This is a genomic window from Mycetocola sp. TRD_SC_2, assembly GCF_055361225.1.
In genome coordinates this window covers 1,954,872-1,969,002 of sequence record NZ_CM143954.1, presented here as the reverse complement: position 1 = coordinate 1,969,002, position 14,131 = coordinate 1,954,872, and the positions used below count along the sequence as shown (strand labels likewise).

13 protein-coding genes are annotated in these 14,131 nt (G+C 64.3%); 8 read left to right on the top strand and 5 right to left on the bottom strand.

The window, feature by feature from the left end:
* Nucleotides 1–16: 16 nt before the first annotated feature.
* Complete coding sequence (locus ACWA1Q_RS09485; protein ID WP_463756912.1) at nt 17–1,357, top strand: CDP-glycerol glycerophosphotransferase family protein; 1,341 nt, start codon at nt 17–19, stop codon at nt 1,355–1,357.
* Here ACWA1Q_RS09485 and ACWA1Q_RS09480 read toward each other — a convergent pair whose 3' ends face one another.
* The 4 genes from ACWA1Q_RS09480 to ACWA1Q_RS09465 form a co-directional block, all read right to left on the bottom strand.
* Nucleotides 1,358–2,194 (bottom strand): hypothetical protein, encoded by an 837-nt coding sequence (locus ACWA1Q_RS09480; RefSeq protein WP_463756910.1) that lies wholly within the window; start codon nt 2,192–2,194, stop codon nt 1,358–1,360.
* Between the two features lie 90 nt (nt 2,195–2,284).
* On the bottom strand, nt 2,285–3,022 hold the full coding sequence (locus ACWA1Q_RS09475; protein ID WP_463756908.1) for an ABC transporter ATP-binding protein: 738 nt from the start codon (nt 3,020–3,022) through the stop codon (nt 2,285–2,287).
* On the bottom strand, nt 3,022–3,834 hold the full coding sequence (locus tag ACWA1Q_RS09470) for an ABC transporter permease (RefSeq protein WP_463756906.1): 813 nt from the start codon (nt 3,832–3,834) through the stop codon (nt 3,022–3,024). Before ACWA1Q_RS09470 ends, ACWA1Q_RS09475 begins: the two co-directional genes overlap by 1 nt.
* Before the next feature lie 66 nt (nt 3,835–3,900).
* The gene (locus ACWA1Q_RS09465) at nt 3,901–4,593 is read right to left on the bottom strand and encodes a phosphocholine cytidylyltransferase family protein (protein WP_463756905.1); all 693 of its coding nucleotides are present in this window, start codon (nt 4,591–4,593) and stop codon (nt 3,901–3,903) included.
* Nucleotides 4,594–5,628: 1,035 nt separating this feature from the next.
* On the opposite strand from ACWA1Q_RS09465, the gene ACWA1Q_RS09460 reads away from it, so the two are divergent.
* The 3 genes from ACWA1Q_RS09460 to ACWA1Q_RS09450 are packed head-to-tail and all read left to right on the top strand — an operon-like array spanning nt 5,629 to nt 9,373.
* The gene (locus ACWA1Q_RS09460; protein WP_463756904.1) at nt 5,629–7,497 is read left to right on the top strand and encodes an ABC transporter ATP-binding protein; all 1,869 of its coding nucleotides are present in this window, start codon (nt 5,629–5,631) and stop codon (nt 7,495–7,497) included.
* Entirely contained in the window at nt 7,473–9,044 is a 1,572-nt protein-coding gene (locus ACWA1Q_RS09455; RefSeq protein ID WP_463756902.1) for a hypothetical protein, read from the top strand. Before ACWA1Q_RS09460 ends, ACWA1Q_RS09455 begins: the two co-directional genes overlap by 25 nt.
* A 38-nt stretch (nt 9,045–9,082) precedes the next feature.
* Nucleotides 9,083–9,373, top strand: a complete 291-nt coding sequence (locus ACWA1Q_RS09450) for a DUF3039 domain-containing protein (protein WP_463756901.1) — start codon at nt 9,083–9,085, stop codon at nt 9,371–9,373.
* Nucleotides 9,374–9,377: 4 nt separating this feature from the next.
* Here ACWA1Q_RS09450 and ACWA1Q_RS09445 read toward each other — a convergent pair whose 3' ends face one another.
* The gene (locus ACWA1Q_RS09445) at nt 9,378–10,649 is read right to left on the bottom strand and encodes a nicotinate phosphoribosyltransferase (RefSeq protein WP_463760826.1); all 1,272 of its coding nucleotides are present in this window, start codon (nt 10,647–10,649) and stop codon (nt 9,378–9,380) included.
* A gap of 105 nt (nt 10,650–10,754) precedes the next feature.
* On the opposite strand from ACWA1Q_RS09445, the gene murI reads away from it, so the two are divergent.
* The 4 genes from murI to ACWA1Q_RS09425 all read left to right on the top strand — a co-directional run bounded on the left by murI (nt 10,755) and on the right by ACWA1Q_RS09425 (nt 14,131).
* Nucleotides 10,755–11,603 (top strand): glutamate racemase, encoded by an 849-nt coding sequence (murI, locus tag ACWA1Q_RS09440; protein WP_463756899.1) that lies wholly within the window; start codon nt 10,755–10,757, stop codon nt 11,601–11,603.
* A 44-nt stretch (nt 11,604–11,647) separates the two neighbouring features.
* Nucleotides 11,648–12,391 (top strand): ribonuclease PH, encoded by a 744-nt coding sequence (gene rph / locus ACWA1Q_RS09435; RefSeq protein WP_463756898.1) that lies wholly within the window; start codon nt 11,648–11,650, stop codon nt 12,389–12,391.
* Nucleotides 12,388–12,993, top strand: coding sequence for an RdgB/HAM1 family non-canonical purine NTP pyrophosphatase (rdgB, locus tag ACWA1Q_RS09430; RefSeq protein WP_463756897.1), 606 nt, complete (start codon nt 12,388–12,390; stop codon nt 12,991–12,993). Before rph ends, rdgB begins: the two co-directional genes overlap by 4 nt.
* Nucleotides 12,994–13,102: 109 nt before the next feature.
* Nucleotides 13,103–14,131 (top strand): LLM class flavin-dependent oxidoreductase, encoded by a 1,029-nt coding sequence (locus ACWA1Q_RS09425; RefSeq protein WP_463756895.1) that lies wholly within the window; start codon nt 13,103–13,105, stop codon nt 14,129–14,131.

The window sequence follows — 14,131 nt, the reverse complement described above, 5'->3', positions numbered from 1 at the left end:
GGTTAAGCTGGTACCCATGGGTGTATTGCAGGACGCGCGAAAAGCGGTGAAGATCGGGCGGGACCTGCTCGCGAACCGACGCGCACGGGCCGCCCTGTCGGGTCGTCTCGCACAGCTCCCACCTCTCGAACCGAACAAGTACAAGATCGCCGTCTATTTTGCTGACGGCCAGGTAAACATGTACCAGCTTCGTCAGTGGTACAAGCCGCTGGAGGTGCTCGGTCGGACCTGGCCCGTCGTTGTCCTGAGCCGCGGCGCAACCGCCGCGACGAAGCTGTTCGAGGAATCCCCGCTTCCTGTCGCGTATGTCCGCACCGTCTCCGCTCTCGAGCGGACGCTCGCCGAGCAGGACATCCGCATCGTCTTCTACGTCAACCAGAACACCAAGAACTTCCAGATGTTCCGTTACGGCCAGCGCTGGCACGTTTTCATCAACCACGGTGAGAGCGACAAGATGTACATGACGACGAACCAGTTCAAGGCCTACGACTACAGTTTCATCGCCGGTGACGCGGCTCGCGCGCGACTCGACAAGGTCCTTTGGGACTACGACTTCGACAAGCGCGCCATCCCGATCGGCAGGCCTCAGGCCGACCACTACTCCGGCACACTCCCGTACACCCCCGACGAGCGCACCGTCGTGCTCTATGCCCCGACATGGGAAGGCGATCGGAGCGCCGCAGCGTACGGATCGATCGCCACCCACGGTGTTGATCTCGTTCGCGCCCTCGTCGCCACCGGTAGCCACCGGGTGATCTACCGGCCGCACCCGCGCAGCGGCGTCGTCGATCACGAATACGGGGCAGCTAACCGCGAGATCGTTGCGATGCTCAGCGCCGCTAACGCGGCGGATCCTGGGGCGCACCACATCCACGACACCGGGTCAGAATTGGGCTGGCAGCTGTCTGCAGCGGACGTCGCCATCGTAGACATCTCGGCCATGGTCTACGACCGGCTTGCGAGCGGAAAGCCGCTGCTCATTACCCGCCCGGCCGACCCCGAAGCGCAAGTCGATCTCACGGGTTACCTGTCGGCGTGCGAGTGGCTCGACGCAGCGGATGCCTCGTCCATCATCGCGGAAACGGATCGCGTTCTCCACGACCCCGAAACGGTCGGACGGCTCGACTACTGGGTTCGACGCTACTTCGGCGACCCAACTCCCGGCGCAGCGACGGAGCGCTTCCACAGCGCGGTCGAGCATCTCATGGACGAGTGGGAACGCTACGCGGCTCTCCACGCGGGTGACGAGCCGGCGCAAGCGACAGCATCCGTTCCTGTCGCGGTTCCCACCACGGCGACGGGCGGACACGACGACCAGTCGCACGAGACCGGCGAAGACGACGACGAACTGCGCTAGCTAGAGCGTGGGGTCGCCGGACTCGCGGCGGCGTGCCTTGCGCGGCAAGGGCAGGCGTTCCCGCAACTGCCGGATGGTCGGGAGCGCCTTGCGGTCGCGGGGTTCGAGTTCGAGCGGCAGCCAGACTGGGGGCGGGCCGAATGCGTTTCGCGATGCTGTGACGACCTGGCGGCCGGCGAAGTTGTTCCCGGCACCGCCGATCACGGCGCCGACGCCGAAGGGCATTGCCTTGCCGACCAGTGATGTTCCCTGGTTCTTGATGAAATGCTTGAGGAACCGGCGTTTGAGTTCGTCGGCGACGGGGCCCATCACGGCCTGAGGAACCTTGCTGGTGACCATCTCTCCCCAGAATACTTTGCGCGGCGGGCCACCGTGGAAGGCCTGTCCGGTGAACTGGCGGACAAGGTCCGTTCCGGCTTTACCGAGCATGAGGGTCATGACGAGTGCGCGAGCCCGCACAGGGTCATCCACGGTGATGCCGTGTACTTCAGCGACCGACTGTGCGAAGAGTGCGGTGGTCTCAAGGAATCCGGCTGTCTCTGCTCCGGCAAGAGTGAGGGTGAGGCCCGTTCCGAACCCGGGAACCATGGCGGTTGCGCCGACGGCAGCGCCTCCGGTCGTGATCGCGGTGAGGTAGCGGCGCTCGAGGATGCGCACGAGTTGCGCCGGCGTAGCGTTCGGATGAGCGCGTCGCAGGACCCGGATGTGGGCGACGACGACGGGCCGCTGTACAGAGAGGGCTCGGTCGATGCTGCGGAGCCAGAGTGGCGACTTCTCGGGTGCAGTTTCCTGCGTTGCAGCATCCAGAATCCTCATACGTTCATCTGATGCGGTCAAAGGGTCCCCCTGGGGAATCGGTGGTGCCGCACCAGTTTAGGTTTCGGCGCTGGGAAGACGCAGGGCAACGCCGAGGGTTCCGTTGTCGCCTCAGCGGTGGTATTCAGCGTTGTAGCGGTCGAGCACATCCGAGATCGGGCCGTCGAGCTGAAGCGCACCCTTGTCCAGGTAAAGACCGCGGGTGCAGAACCGCCGCAGGTCTTTCTCATTGTGCGAGACGAAAAACAGGGTGCGGCCGCCCTCGAGAAGCTCCTCGATGCGGCGGTAGCACTTCTCCCGGAATCCCTTGTCGCCAACCGCGAGGACCTCGTCGACCAGGATGATCGGTTCTTCGAGCATGGAGATGACGCTGAAGGCGATGCGGACTTTCATTCCGCTCGAGAGGTGTTTGTACGGGGTATCGACGAAGTCGTTGATTTCGGCGAAGTCGATGATCTCGTCGAATCTGGCTTCGATTTCTGACTTGGTCATGCCGTGCAGCCCGGCAGTGAGGAACACATTGTCGCGCACAGTGAGGTCGTTGACGAAGCCACCGGTGATCTCGATCAGCGGCGCAACTCCGCCGTTGACCTCGACGCTGCCTTCGTCGGTCAGCACGACGCCGGCGACAAGTTTGAGAAGCGTCGACTTGCCCTGCCCGTTGCGGCCAACGACACCGATCGCCTCGCCCGCCTGTACATCGAACGAAACGTTACGGAAGGCCCAGAACTCATTCGGCCGTGAGCGCCGGTCGCGACTCGAGAACAGATCCTTGAAGTTCCGTCGCCCACCACGATTACGGCGAAAACGGATGCCGACATTGTCGACGCGAATGACGGGTTCCGGCATCACAGTTCCTTCAGCACGGTGCGCTCCGAGCGCTTGAACACCCAGATGCCGATTGCGAGGAAGAGGAGCGACATTCCTGCGGAAACGACGACGGCGTACCAGTCGAGTTGTTCAGGGAAGAACGCGGACCGGTACAGCGAGAAGATCCCGGTGAGCGGGTTGAATACCGCGAACGGCTGCAGTTCGGCGGGCAAGTCCCTCAGCCCGTAGATGATGGGGGAGGCGTAGAAGAGGAATCTGAGAATGAGTTTCACTGCTCGCTCGAGGTCGCGGAAGAACACGACGATGGGTGCGACCAGCAGCCCGATTCCCACGGTGAGAACGCACTGGATGAGAATGGCGAGCGGGAAAAACACTACTTCCCAACTCAGGCCAGCGCCGTACACGATTGCGAAGAGGGCGAGGACGGGGAGGGCCGCTACAAACTCGATCCCTTTGGAGAGCACCAGTCGGTTGACCCAGATGGTTCGCGGAATGGAGGTGGATCGCACAAGTTTCGCTTCACGAAGGAACGCTCGGGTGCTGTCGGAGACTGCGCCGTTGAACCACATCCACGGCAGGAGACCGACGAGGAGGAAGACGATATACGGCTGTTGCCCGATATTGTCACCGCGGTTGAAGACAACCGCGAACACAAACCAGTAGATCCCCGCCATAACCAGGGGATCGAGTATCGACCAGACGTAGCCCAGCACGCTCGTCGAGTACCGCACACGCAGGTCGCGCTTGGTCAGCAGCCAGAGGGCGTGGCGGTAGCGAGTGACGTACGAGCGCTTCGGCGGTCGTACGTTGGCGGGTGAACTCACGACCACAAACCTATCGGCAAACAAAGACCGGCACGGTCAGGCGACACGTGCCGGTTTTTGTTGCTGTGTGTTCTAGACGAAAAGGTTGGCTCGCTCAAGGTCTTCGGCGAAGTCGACCTCGACCGCGTAGAGATCCGAGATGTCTACGGGTTCGATCAGGAGATTGTCCTGCTCGATGGCCAGTTCGAGCCCGCGCTCGAAGTAGTCCTGGTCGCCGACGCGGGCGAGCTGGCGAAGCAGGATCGCCTTGTCGTCGCGCGAGATGTAGTTGATGCCGACTGCCTCGCCGAGTCCGTTCTTGACGGTCTTCGACAGTTCCTTGATGTAACCCTCGGCGCTCGTGGTGTACTTGACTTCTTCGTCGGAAACCTTCGAGGTGTTAACGGTCACGAACGACTGGTCGCGCGCCATCATAGTTGCGGCACGGTCGAGAACAGCGGGGTCGAAGACGACGTCGCCGTTCATCCACAGCACGCCACCGGGCTGCGAGGCGCTGAGCGCCCGCATCAGGCTCTTCGACGTGTTGGTCTGGTCGTACTGTTCGTTGTAAACGAAGGATGCCTCGGGGAACGCCTCGATGATGTGCTCGAGCTTGTAGCCGACGACGATCGTCACCTTGACGTTCTTGCCGAACGCGTGGTGGATGTTGTCGAACTGCTGCTGCATGATCGTGCGGCCGTCGGCCAGCTCGGTGAGTGGCTTTGGAAGGGAGCGGCCCAGTCGGCTGCCCATGCCCGCTGCAAGTATTACTACCTGGGTCGTCACGAGATTCTCCTCAAGATTGTTCAGGCCTGTCCGATTGCCGTTTTCGGCGGTGTTACTGCGGAATTTACCTGTAAGTCGATGAAATGACACCCCGTTATGCCATCGTCTACGTTATCGCGACACCCCTACTGGGGGCCTAGTGGATTCCGTCTCTGTTGTCGGATCGTAATAAGGCGTACGGGCTATTAACAGGTTCATCAACGGCCAGAAGTAGGCTTCGGCCTCGAATAGACAGTGGTCACTTGGTAGGTTGGACCAGTGACTCCAGCGCTCGATTCTCCCCAGGACGTGCCCGACCGGAAGATGCAGAACGCATCAACTGTCGGGCCGTCGATGGATGCCTCTGCTCCATTGACCGAATCGACCGACGAGAGCGCCGCTGCAGCTGAATCCGGAGAGGAAACCTCCGTTCACGACGCTGTCTCGGTTCCCAGCGCTGGCACACCTGCGAAACCGAAGCGCAAGCCAGCGGCCAGAAAACCGGCCGCCCCACGGAAGACCGCCGCTGCGTCTGCGGCAGAACCGTCATCCTCAGATCCGGCGGGTGACGAACCCGCTGGCGACGCACCCGCGGCAACCCCGCGGAAGACTCCCGCGAAACGTTCAGCGGGGAAATCCGCAGCTGGCCGGACGACCGCGCAGCCGCGTGCCAAGTCCACAACAAGTAAGACCACCACAGCCAAAGCGGCCGCTGCCAAGTCGGGAACCGCGAAGAAAGCAAGCGCGCCCGCTGACCCAGCCCCGACGACTGCAGGAGTGACACCCGAGGAGGCCCTCGAGGATGAAGCCGGCGTGACGCCACCCGCTCCGAAGCCAGCCGCACGTAAACCGGCAGCCCGTAAGCCCGCCGCCTCCATAGCAACCCCTCCCAAATCGACTGCGTCCGGGACGCCTGCGGCGAAGACGGCTGCGGCGAAGACGGCTGCGCGCAAGGCGGCTGCGGCTAAAACGGCTGCGCCGAAAAGTGCCCCAAAGCCCGCCGGATCCACGTCAGAGCCTGATCCGGAAAACCGTTCGACGGAGGTTTCCCCCTTCGTGTCGGACGACGCACCTGCGAGCCCGGAGGGCGACGTGACCGTGGTCGCCCCTGCAGCTGCCGCTCCTGCTGCTCAAGAATCCGAAGAAGGGCCTTTCACGACGGCCGACACGACAACCACGGACGATTCGGCTGATGACCGCCCAAGCGTTGCAGGGACAGCGGTCGCTGAACTGCACGCACTCTTTGCGGCCGATGCCAGGCCAATGAGCCCTGCCGCCGAGGACACGTCGACGAGCCCGACAGAAAAGTCGGCCGACGCCGGAACAACGGCCGCACCAGGGGTGCGCAAGGTCCCTTCCAAGCGTCCCTCCTCGAAACGGCCAGCACTCACGCTCGCTTCTCAGATATCCGGAGATTTCGCGATCACCGCGCCCACAGGAACCGAGCCGACAGCGGTCGAGGATCCGACAGGGGAGCAGCAGGGTGCAGCCACTACGACGGCGCCGATGTCAGACGTGACGCCGCCGCTGCCGACGCTGAGTCCCGACGACGCAGCGCTCAAGTTCGAAGCGATGCCGCAGGCCCCCGAGACACGCTCGGTGCTCGATGACCAGGAACCGATGAGGTTCGTCTGGACCAAACGTTGGCCGTTCCTGACGCTTGTTCCCGCCTCGCAGCAGACGGCAGCCGCGGTGACCGCTGATCGCGCGCCGGCTGAAAGCTCCCAGGAAGCGGATGAATCAGCACTCGTCGACGAGGCGACCACCGTTGTCCAGAGTTCCGACGATACGCCGTCTCCTGTTGAGCCAGAGGGCCGAACCGACCTCGACGTAGAGCCCGACGCCGAGGCTGATCTTCGGATTGAGTCCGAACCCGCGGCCTTGGTGGAGCCTGCAGTCGCGGTAGAGCCGGAACCCGAGGCCGAACCTCTGGCTGAGGCGCCGGCTGAGCCAGCCGTGGACCCCGTCACGTCCGGAACTGCTGTTCTCGCCGAGCCTTCTGCTGCTGAACGCGAAGCGTCCGTCGTTGAGACCGCCCCGGCCGTCGATGCGATGGCCGACGTGGCGACCGCGACACCAGCCCCCGTCGCAGACGCCGTGCCCGATCATGAGGAGACCGAGGTCCGCTTCGAACCGCGGCTGACCGCCGTCGATCCGGAAACCTCGCCTGTCGTGCTCAGCATCTCAGGACTCTCACGCCGTTTTGGGGACACCATCGCCGTCGACGGCATCGACCTTGAAGTTCACGAAGGGTCCTTCTACGGAATCGTCGGTCCGAACGGTGCAGGCAAGACGACCACACTCTCGATGGTGACAGGACTGCTCCGTCCCGATGCCGGGAATATCACCGTCCACGGGATCGACGTGTGGAGCGATCCGGATGCTGCGAAGCGTTCGATCGGCGTTCTGCCCGACCGGCTGCGGCTCTTCGACCGGCTGACCGGCGCGCAATTGCTCTACTACGCGGGAGTTCTCCGCGGGCTCGACAGCGCGACGGTACGTGCGCGGGTCAAGGACTTGGCCCGAGCCTTCGGTCTGGAGGATGCGCTCAACCGCCTCGTGACGGACTACTCGGCAGGGATGACCAAGAAGGTCGCTCTTGCGGCAGCCATGATCCACTCGCCACGCTTGCTCGTTCTCGACGAACCGTTCGAGTCCGTTGACCCTGTGTCGGCGGCCAACGTCATCGAGATCCTGCAGAAGTACGTTGCGCACGGCGGCACGGTCGTCCTGTCGAGCCACGGGATGGACCTCATCCAGCGGGTCTGCGACCACGTCGCCATCATCGTCAACGGCCAGGTCCTTGCATCCGGAGCCGTCGACGACGTTCGCGGTGCCGGGACACTCGAGGAACGCTTCGTCGAACTTGCGGGCGGTCGTAAGGCCGCAGAAGGAATGGAATGGTTGCACAGCTTCTCGGACTAAGGCTGCGATTGCTGGCCAACGGGTTCCGGCGGAGCGTGTGGCAACTCGTCGGCATCGTCTTCGGAACGGCCGCCGGTGTCGCGATGGTCGTCTTGATCGGTAGCGGCCTCATCGCGTTGCGATTCGCGCCCGATGAGCTGGCGCGCAACCTCCTCGTCATCGTTGGTTCTTTCGTCGTGCTCGGTTTTGTGTTGCTTCCTCTGGTGTTCGGCATCGATGACGATATGGATCCGCGCCGGTTCGCCCTCGTCGGGTTCCCGCAACAGCGGTTGTCAGCGGGTCTGCTCCTCGCAGCGCTCGTCAGTGTGCCGTCGGCGGTCATCCTGATACTGAGCGTCCTGACCGTTGTCACCTGGTCCCGCGGGCTGTTCACGGTCATTCTGGCTGCGATCTGTGCCCTCCTTGCGGTGGCCACGTGCGTTCTCGCGGCCCGCGTCACCACCGCTCTCGCGTCGCTCCTGCTCGCCACCAGGCGTTCACGTGAGCTCACCGGAGTGATCGGCACTCTCGTCCTCGTGCTCCTCGCGCCCGCCATCATCCTTTTATCGAGCGTGGACTGGACCCGTGACGGACTTGGCGTGCTCGGCGACGCGGCAGACGTGGTGAGCTGGACGCCGTTCGGTGCCGTCTGGTCCGTCCCGGGCGATGTTGCGATGGGCAACATCGGCGCAGCCCTGCTCAAGCTCGTCATCGCCGCCGCGACCGCCGCCTTGCTCTGGCTGGCCTGGGACCGACTCGTTGCACACATGCTCGTCACTCCCGAACGCGAGCAGGTCGTGCGGACGTATGGAGGCATGGGCTGGTTCGACGTGCTTCCCGGCCGACCGGCATCCGTCATCGCTGCCCGCAGCATGGCTTACTGGGCGCGCGACCCCCGTTATCTCATGTCGATTCTGATCATCCCGATCGTGCCAGTCATCATGATTCTTCCGTTCCTCGTCATCGGGGTACCGATCGAGACCCTCGCGCTCCTTCCGCTGCCGGTGATGGCGATCTTCCTCGGCTGGTCGCTGCACAATGACCTTGCCTTCGACTCCACAGCGGTCTGGCTGCACATCGTCTCAGGAGTCCAGGGATGGGCGGATCGAGTCGGGCGGATGTTCCCGGTGCTGCTCATCGGCATCCCCCTCATCGTCATCGGGTCGATGATCAGCATTCAGTTCTATGGGGACTGGGCTGCGCTGCCGTCGATGATCGGCGTCTCGACCGCGCTCTTCCTCGGTGGGGTCGGGCTGTCGAGCTACATTTCCGTGCGATTGCCGTACCCGGCAGCGCTTCCTGGGGACAGTCCTTTCCAGCAGCCTCAGTCGTCGGGAACGCTCGGAGGACTCTCTCAGGCCGTCGGTCTCGCCGGATCCCTGATCGTCGCTTCGCCGGCACTCGCCTTTGCCTGGTTCGGTATCACCGGCGATCCGGGCTGGCACCTCCCGGCCCTGATCGCAGGCGTCGGTGCCGGCGTTGTCGCGCTCGTCGTCGGGGTGTGGGGCGGCGGACGCGTCTTCGACCGTCGGGGCCCAGAGATTATGGAGTTCGCTCTCAGTCACTGACCGCCTCGGTCGGTGCCCGGCGCGGGTAGAATCGACGCATGATTGACGCACGTGTGAGCATTGCAGACCCGGGATCGACCCCGGATGCCGGTGGTACCTCCGTTCTCGACCGCGAGCTCGAGGAGCTCCTCAATAACGAGGGTGTCGAACCCGGAGACCATGAACGCTTCTCCCACTACGTGAAGAAAGACAAGATCATGGAGTCCGCGCTGAGCGGGAAGCCGGTCCGCGCGCTCTGCGGCAAGAAGTGGACGCCGGGCCGTGACCCGGAGAAATTCCCGGTTTGCCCGAGTTGCAAAGCCATCTACGAGAAGATGAAGTCCGAATAGTCCCTCAGTTTGAGAAGGTCGTCGGAAGCGTCGGATCCCCGCGGCCGAGCCGCGCGGCATCCGCTGGCAGCTCTCTCAGGATTTTCGCACGGTGTTCACGCGCGCGCCGCGTGCCCTCAGCGCCGGTGAACTGTTCGTCGATCTTCCCGGCATCGACGAGCTGAACGAGCAGGGGCCGTTCGGCCTCTGAGCGAGAGCCGCTGTCCTCGGGCCCATCACCGACATAGATGAGTTCCTCGACGGCGATCTGCGCAGCGTTGAGCCGGCGGACCGGGTATTTGCGGCCACCAACGCTGATCTTGTCTGCCGATTTCTTCGCGACCGAGATCCACTGCCCATCCTCACCGCGTCGGGCGACAAGTTTGTAGACCATGCCGGCGGCGGGTGAGCCGGAGCCGGTGACGACGGATGTTCCGACACCGTAGGAATCCACCGGCGAGGCAGCGAGAGCCGCGATCGCGTGTTCGTCGAGATCGTTGGTCACGGTGATCTTCGTGTTCGTCGCACCGAGCGAATCGAGCAGCTCACGCACCTCGACAACGAGGGTGGGGAGGTCGCCCGAATCAAGACGGACTGCCCCGAGTTCGGTGCCAGCGACCCGAACAGCGGTGCGGATGCCCTCTTCGACGTCGTACGTGTCGACGAGGAGGGTCGTTGAGGCGCCCAGTGAGGCGACCTGCGCGCGGAACGCCTCTTCTTCGCTGTCGTGCAGGAGCGTAAAGGCGTGCGCAGCGGTGCCCATCGTGGGGATTCCCCAGGTGCGGCCGGCTTCGAGGTTGCTCGTCGCGTCGAACCCGGCGATGTATGCAGCGCGGGCCGCGGCGACGGCACTCTGCTCGTGGGCACGGCGGGAACCCATTTCGGCGAGGGGACGTCGGCGGGCGGCGGTCACCATGCGGGTCGCTGCGTTGGCCACGGCGCTGTCGTAGTTGAGCACGCTGAGGACGAGAGTTTCGAGCAGCACACCTTCGGCGAAGCCCGACTCAACGACCAGGAGCGGCGAGTTGGGGAAGTAGGCCTCGCCCTCCCGGTATCCCCAGATGTCACCGGAGAAGCGGTAATTCGCGAGCCAGTCGAGTGTCTTCGTCGTGACTACGCGGTTTTCCCGCAGCCATTCGAGCTCGGGCTCGTCGAAACGGAAATCCCGGATGAGGTCGAGAAGCCGGCCGGTTCCGGCGACGACGCCGTAGCGCCGTGCCCCCGGCAGCCGGCGGGCGAACACCTCGAACATGCACTCGGTGTCGGCTGTGCCGTGTTCAATGGCCGCGTCAACCATCGTGAGCTCGTAGCGGTCGGTGTGCAGTGCGGTCGAGGCCCGCGGAAGCGACGTTGGGTTCACCCCGTCAGCATAGCGACGAGGGTGGGGCGGTAGGCTGGGCGAGTGAATGACGCGCCAATCGGAATCTTCGACTCAGGCGTCGGCGGGCTCACGGTGGCTCGCGCCATCCAGGACCAGCTCCCCAATGAGGAGATCCTGTACATCGGCGACACCGCCCATTCGCCGTACGGTCCAAAGCCCATTGCCGACGTTCGCCGTTTTGCTCTCGAGGTGCTCGACGATCTCGTCGCCCAGGGCGTGAAGATGATCGTGATCGCCTGCAATACGGCATCCGCTGCCATGCTGCGAGACGCTCGTGAGCGCTACACGGTGCCGGTGATCGAAGTGATCCAGCCCGCCGTTCGCACCGCCGTCTCGAGCACGAGGAACGCACGGGTCGGGGTCATCGGGACCGAGGGAACGATCAACTCCCGCGCGTATGAAGACGCCTTCGCCGCCGCTCCGGACCTGGAGCTGTTCAGCGAAGCCTGCCCGCGCTTCGTCGAGTTCGTCGAAAAGGGAATCACCACCGGCCCCGATGTCCTGGCTACCGCGCAGCAGTACCTGCAGCCGCTGAAGGACGCCGGCGTCGACACCGTTGTGCTCGGATGCACCCACTACCCGTTCCTCAAGGGTGCGATTTCGTACGTCATGGGACCGAACGTGACCCTGGTGTCGAGTGACACCGAAACCGCGAACGACGTATACCGGGAACTCGTCTCGAGAGGGCTCGAACGCACGAGCGATGTGCCGCCGTCCCACCGCTACGAGGCGACAGGAGCGAGCGAGGAGGAGTTCCTCGAGCTCGCGCACCGGCTGATCGGTCGCGAGATCTCGCACGTCGACCTCGTCCAGACGGGTGTGATCGACCTCGCGGCCATCCGCGCGCACGCCGATTTCCGAAACATCTAGCCTTTCCGACACCAGCGCCGACGGCGCCCACTAGGGAGAACCACATGACAGATATCACCCGCAAAGACGGCCGTACCCCGAGCGAACTCCGCGAGGTGACGATTGAACGCGGCTGGAGCGACCAGGCGGAGGGTTCTGCCCTCATCTCATTCGGCAAGACGAAGGTCCTCTGCACCGCTTCCTTCACCAACGGCGTGCCGCGCTGGCTGGCCGGAAAGGGCAAGGGCTGGGTCACCGCCGAGTACTCGATGCTTCCTCGCTCTACCAACAGCCGCATGGATCGCGAGTCGGTTAAGGGCCGGATCGGCGGCCGCACCCACGAGATCTCACGACTGATCGGGCGCAGCCTCCGCGCTGTGATCGACACGAAGGCGCTCGGCGAAAACACCATCGTCATCGACTGCGACGTGCTTCAGGCCGACGGTGGAACACGCACCGCCGCGATCACCGGTGCGTATGTCGCACTCGCGGATGCCATCGAGTGGGCTCGCGAGAAGAAATTCATCGGCCAGAAGGCTGTTCCGCTGATCGACAGCGTCGCCGCCGTGTCGGTGGGCATCATTGACGGTGCCCCGATGCTCGACCTCGCCTACGTCGAGGACGTGCGAGCCGAAACCGACATGAACGTCGTCGTCACCGGTCGCGGTCTCTTCGTCGAGGTGCAGGGCACAGCCGAAGGTGCACCGTTCGACCGCAGCGAGCTCGACTCGCTGCTCGACCTCGCTCTCGGTGGAGCAGTCGACCTGACCAAGCTGCAGGTCGCCGCACTGGGGCGCGACTCGGCATGACCATCGAGGTCGTGCTCGCCACCCACAACCAGCACAAGGTCGGTGAGTTCCAGCGGATTCTGGGCGCCGCCATGCCCGAGCTCACCGTGGTCGCGTACGACGGGCCCGAGCCGGTCGAGGACGGCGTCAGCTTCGCAGAGAACGCCCTGATCAAGGCACGGACGGCCGCAGCACACACCGGCCGGATTGCACTCGCCGACGACAGTGGGATCTCGGTCGACGTGCTCGGTGGCGCGCCAGGCATCTTCTCCGCGCGCTGGGCTGGCCCGAAGGCCGGCGACCGCGCGAACCTCGAGCTGTTGCTCGCCCAGCTCGCCGATATCGCTCCTGAGCACCGTGCCGCGAGCTTCCGGTGCACGATCGCCCTCGTAGTCCCCGACGGTTTCCCGAAGACGGGCTTCGAGCACGTCTCCGAGGGGATCTGGCCCGGGCACCTCGCAACGGCACCGAGCGGGGAGAACGGCTTCGGCTACGACCCGATCTTCGTGCCGGACGGCTACGACGTCTCGGCAGCCGAGCTGCCGCCGGAGACGAAGAATGAGATCAGCCACCGCGCGCGAGCGTTCGGCGACCTGATCCCCACGCTGCGTTCGCTGATCTGATCGCGAGTCGCCGGGTTTCTCGGGTGTTGCGGCATATGTACCCGAGAAACCGGGCGACTCGACTCAGCGCGCACGGAATACCCACGGCTCCACGTGCGCTGCACCCGGTATGACGCGCATCGGTTTTCTCTCGTTCGGCCATTGGCAGCCCGTTCCCGGATCGCAGGTACGAACCGCACGTGACGCACTGCTCCAGTCGATCGACCTCGCGGTCGCGGCTGAAGAGGTGGGCGTCGACGGGGCCTACTTCCGGGTGCACCACTTCGCGCGGCAGCTCGCGTCACCGTTCCCGCTGCTCGCGGCGATCGCAGCTCGAACCAGCACCATCGACATCGGTACCGGTGTCATCGACATGCGTTACGAGAACCCTCTGTACATGGCCGAGGAGGCCGCGGCATCCGACCTCATCAGCGGCGGACGACTCCAGCTCGGCATCAGTAGGGGGTCACCCGAGACAGCGCTCCGCGGGGCGGAGTCGTTCGGGTTCGTTCCCCGCGATGGAGAGACGGATGCCGACCTGGCACGCAGGCACACCGCCCTCTTCCGTGCAGCTATCGCGGGCGACGCCGTCGCAACCTCGGATCCGAAAATGACCGGGTTTGCGCAGCCTCTCGCTGTGGAACCACGCTCTTCGGGACTGGAAGACCGCATCTGGTGGGGCGCTGGGTCGCGCCGCACGGCGGTGTGGGCAGCGGAGGAAGGCATGAACCTCATGAGTTCAACGCTCCTCACCGAGGACACCGGAGTGCCGTTCGACCAGCTTCAGGCGGAACAGATCCGGATGTACCGGGATGCGTGGCGGGACGCCGGTCACGCGAGGGAACCGCTTGTCTCTGTGAGCCGCAGCATCATTCCCCTCATCGATGACGAGACCCGGCACTATTTCGGTATCCGGGCGCAGGCGGAGGCGAAAGACCAGGTTGGCATTCTTGACGGGGGACTCGCACGCTTCGGCCGGAGCTACGTCGGCGAGCCCGACCAGATCGCTGCGGAACTGGCGCAGGACGAGGCCGTCGCTGCCGCCGACACTCTCCTTGTGACGGTGCCGAACCAGCTCGGCGTCGAGTTCAACGCCCGGATCCTCGAGTCGATCGTGCGCGATGTGAAGCCCGCTCTCCTCGAGCCTGCGCAGGATTGA

What these genes read in the sequence shown, in the direction of transcription:
- ACWA1Q_RS09485 (WP_463756912.1), top strand. Translation starts at nt 17, where the DNA reads ATGGGTGTATTGCAGGACGCGCGAAAAGCGGTGAAGATCGGGCGGGAC.
- ACWA1Q_RS09475 (WP_463756908.1), bottom strand. Translation starts at nt 3,022, where the DNA reads ATGCCGGAACCCGTCATTCGCGTCGACAATGTCGGCATCCGTTTTCGC.
- ACWA1Q_RS09455 (WP_463756902.1), top strand. Translation starts at nt 7,473, where the DNA reads ATGGTTGCACAGCTTCTCGGACTAAGGCTGCGATTGCTGGCCAACGGG.
- ACWA1Q_RS09450 (WP_463756901.1), top strand. Translation starts at nt 9,083, where the DNA reads ATGATTGACGCACGTGTGAGCATTGCAGACCCGGGATCGACCCCGGAT.
- ACWA1Q_RS09445 (WP_463760826.1), bottom strand. Translation starts at nt 10,649, where the DNA reads ATGGTTGACGCGGCCATTGAACACGGCACAGCCGACACCGAGTGCATG.
- rph (WP_463756898.1), top strand. Translation starts at nt 11,648, where the DNA reads ATGACAGATATCACCCGCAAAGACGGCCGTACCCCGAGCGAACTCCGC.
- rdgB (WP_463756897.1), top strand. Translation starts at nt 12,388, where the DNA reads ATGACCATCGAGGTCGTGCTCGCCACCCACAACCAGCACAAGGTCGGT.
- ACWA1Q_RS09425 (WP_463756895.1), top strand. Translation starts at nt 13,103, where the DNA reads ATGACGCGCATCGGTTTTCTCTCGTTCGGCCATTGGCAGCCCGTTCCC.